The organism is Streptomyces albipurpureus (assembly GCF_023701525.1).
Classification (GTDB): Bacteria; Actinomycetota; Actinomycetes; order Streptomycetales; family Streptomycetaceae; genus Streptomyces; species Streptomyces albipurpureus.
On record NZ_JAMQAW010000137.1, the window covers coordinates 1 to 3,369 of the forward strand.

Genomic DNA, 3,369 nt, shown 5'->3' on the forward strand with positions numbered 1-3,369 from the left:
TACGAACGACGTGCTGGCGGCGGTACTCCTGGCACAGGACCACGCCCAGCGGATCGCGGTAGGCGACAGTTCGCAGGCGATCTACGAGTGGCGGGGTGCCCGTGACGCACTACAGGGTTTCGTCAGTGCGCTGGACTGCCCCGAACTGACATTGAGCCAGTCGTTCCGGTTCGGGCCGCCGATCGCCGACGAGGCGAACCTGTGGCTGCACATCATCGGCGCGCCGCTCCGGCTGACCGGCTTCGACGGATGCGAGTCCACCGTCGGCCAGGTCTCTGATCCGGACGCCATCCTGTGCCGTACCAACGCGGGCGCTATGGGCATCGTCATGGAGGCTCTGGCCGCAGGACGGAAGACGGCGCTCGTCGGCGGCGGCGGGGACATCAAGCGCCTCGCGTGGGCGGCCGAGGCGCTCCAGTCCGGGAAGCCCACGGATCACCCCGAGCTGCTGGCGTTCCCCTCGTGGGACGCGGTCCGGGAGTACGCGGAGGAGGAGGACGGCGCCCTCCGAGTCCTCGTGAAGCTCATCGATGAGCACGGGACGGGCCGGATCGCGGCGGCGGCCGACGCTCTCGCGAGCGAGGACGCGGCCGAGCTGGTGGTGTCCACCGCGCACCGGTCCAAGGGCCGCGAGTGGCCCCGCGTCCGCATCCACAGCGACTTCCGCGCACCGAAGCCGGACCAGAAGACCGGCAACGTCATCCTCCGCCGCGAGGAAGGCCGCCTCGCCTACGTCGCCGTAACCCGCGCCCGCGAGCAGTTGGACTCCACCGCACTGTCGTGGGTCCACACCATCACGGCGGTGACCGGATGATCCGCGTCGACTGGGCTCGGGCCGCGTGTCGCTACGAGGACCCGGACCTCTGGTACGGCGAAGGCAACAGCTTCGAGGTCAGACGAGCGATCGGAATCTGTCGCGTCTGCCCGATCCGCGTCGAGTGCCTCGCCACAGTCCTCCAGGAAGAACAGGGACGCGGCGAAAGCTCTCGCTTTGGCGTGCAGGGCGGCCTCACCCCACGTCAGCGCTACCGCAGGGCCAGGGCATCGGCCAAGGCCCGCGCGGACGCATAACTCCTGGTGCGCGGCCGTGCCATCCCAACCGGCCGCGCACCAGGCCACCACCGAGAGGACCAGCGTGACGGACGTCCCGCAGGAGTGCCGGCACTGGAGCGGCATCGACCGACGGTACTGCCGGGCACTCGGCGGAGTTCGCCCGTACCTGATCGGCCTCCGGTGCCCAGACCACACCCCCGCAGCACTCGCAGGCCTGCCTGAGGCACCACCAGGCCCCGGATGGCCGGCAAGCGCTTGGACCACCCCGTCACCCCAGAGCGCCAGCGCTCTCTTCGACCAACGGGCGATCGCATCCGGCAAACGCCGAGCCGCCGCCCACACCTACCGAGCAGCACAGCAAGCAATCCGAGAAAGGAAGTCATGAGCACCACCAAGCCCACCGCTGAGGAGCCCGAGGAGCGCACGGTCCGCCCGTTCGCCGCGTTCCTCCAAGAGCAGTCAGGCGGCCAGCTGCACGACGAGCTGTCCACCCGGCTCCAGGAGCTGATCGAGGCGGTCCGGGAGACCGGGAAGGCCGGATCGATCACGCTCAAGATCGACGTCAAGCCGATCGCCGGTACGGACGGCCGGACGCTCACCGTCACGGACACGGTCGCCACGAAGGTCCCGCGCACCGAACGCCCGAAGTCGATCTTCTTCGTCACCGACGACAACAACCTCTCCCGCACCGACCCGCGCCAGCCCGTCATCACCGGCCTCCGCGAGGTCGAGCCCACCCCCGCCCCCACCCAGCTCAGGAGCGCCAAGTGACGCTGACCCGCTACGAGAACACCGTGTCGTCCGACCTCAACGAAACCCAGGCCGTCATCGACGTCGCCCAGGCGGCCGTTGCCCCCCAGCCCCTGGAGCCCGGCAAGGTCCACGTCGTCGCCCTAGGCCGCGGCGAGTTCCGGCAGATCGACCTCACCGGGCCCGAGCACACCGGCATCCCGGCCAGGAAGAGCGGGACCACCGTGGTCCGCGACGTCGACAGCTTCCTCGCCTACTTCGACAAGCACGGCGACGAAGAATCTGAGGTGTACGCGGACGTCGAGCGCCTCAGCATCACCGCAGTCGTCGACGCCCACACCTCCGGGTACCCCCGGTGGGGCGGGCACCGCCTGGAGCTCCGTCTCCGCCAGACCCCCGCCTGGTCCGCGTGGACCTCTATGGACGGCAAGCTGATGTCGCAGGCTGCGTTCGCCGAGTTCATTGAGGACAACCTCGTCGACCTGGTCGAGCCCGACTCGGCGACGATGCTGGAGCTCGCTCAGAGTTTTGAGGCCACGACGTCCGCAGAGTTCCAGTCCAGCCAGCGGCTGGACTCCGGTCAGCGCCGGTTCTTGTACACCGAGGACGTCCAGGCGAAGGCAGGCTCGAAGGGCGAGATCACCATCCCGTCCACGCTGGTCCTCGCTCTGGCGCCCTTCGAGGGCACCGAACGGTACAAGGTCACCACCCGCTTCAAGTACCGCCTCGACCGCCAGCAGGGCGAGCTCCGCCTCGGCTTCAAAATCGAGCGCCCCGAGGACATCCTCACCGCCGCCTTCGGCGACATCCGGACGCTCATCGACTCCACCGTCCCCATGGCCGTGCTGAACGGCGCCCCCGCCCACCGCTGATCCCCTGGTGCGGCCGGTCTCCTGAGGCTGGCCGCACCCCGCACCATCCCGAAGGAGCCCTGTGGGCGGCCGACTGTACGTCGAGGTGCTGGACTTCGCACCGCCGACGTTGACACACCGCGAGAAGCTCGCCCTCGCGGTGCTGGCCGACGACGCCCGGGACTCGACCCGGATGACCTGGTCCAGTGTCGAGTCGGAGAAGATCCTTCGCCGCGCTCAGGTCTCCCGCGCTCAGATCTACGCAGTGATCAAAGCGCTGATCGCGAAGGATTGCCTGAAGAGGGTCTCCGCTGGCCAGAAGAACGGCACGGCGAAGTACATGATCCTGCCGCTTCAGCGTCAGCGAATCCCGGACACAGACGACGACGCTCAGCGTCCGGGATTCCCGGACACAGACGAGTTTCCTCAGCCTCCGGAAACTCCTGACACTGACCCCCAGTGTCCGCAAATCCCTGACACTGACCAGTCTCAGAGTCCGGATTCTGCGGACACTGACCCAGATTCTCAGTGTCAGCGAATCCCTGACGCTGAAGATTCTCAGTGTCAGGAAATCCCTGACGTCAGTGTCAGGGATTTGCGGACGCCTACTCTCTCTCCTCTCTCTACAAGACCTCTCTCTTCTCACGACCCCTCGTCATCGGATGACGCACAAGCCGCACCAGACGTCGTCGATGCCGAGGTCCTGGATGAAGCT

The 3,369-nt window shown here is 67.7% G+C and carries 4 protein-coding genes and 1 pseudogene; all 5 read left to right on the forward strand.

Features of this window, described 5'->3' with window-relative positions; all coding sequences use genetic code 11:
• A partial coding sequence (locus tag NBG84_RS40320) for a 3'-5' exonuclease (protein ID WP_285369038.1) occupies window positions 1-814 on the forward strand: 814 nt, incomplete at its 5' end.
• Window positions 811-1,071, forward strand: coding sequence for a WhiB family transcriptional regulator (locus tag NBG84_RS40325; RefSeq protein ID WP_250924720.1), 261 nt, complete (start codon window positions 811-813; stop codon window positions 1,069-1,071). The genes NBG84_RS40320 and NBG84_RS40325, both read left to right, overlap by 4 nt.
• A gap of 363 nt (window positions 1,072-1,434) precedes the next feature.
• Window positions 1,435-1,824 carry a hypothetical protein gene (locus NBG84_RS40330; RefSeq protein WP_250924721.1) on the forward strand — a complete coding sequence of 130 codons (390 nt, stop codon included), beginning with the start codon at window positions 1,435-1,437 and terminating at the stop codon, window positions 1,822-1,824.
• The gene (locus NBG84_RS40335) at window positions 1,821-2,675 is read left to right on the forward strand and encodes a DUF2303 family protein (RefSeq protein ID WP_250924722.1); all 855 of its coding nucleotides are present in this window, start codon (window positions 1,821-1,823) and stop codon (window positions 2,673-2,675) included. The genes NBG84_RS40330 and NBG84_RS40335 overlap by 4 nt, the downstream gene beginning before the upstream one ends.
• Before the next feature lie 61 nt (window positions 2,676-2,736).
• Window positions 2,737-3,369 (forward strand): annotated as a pseudogene (locus NBG84_RS40340) (hypothetical protein); the annotation flags it as partial.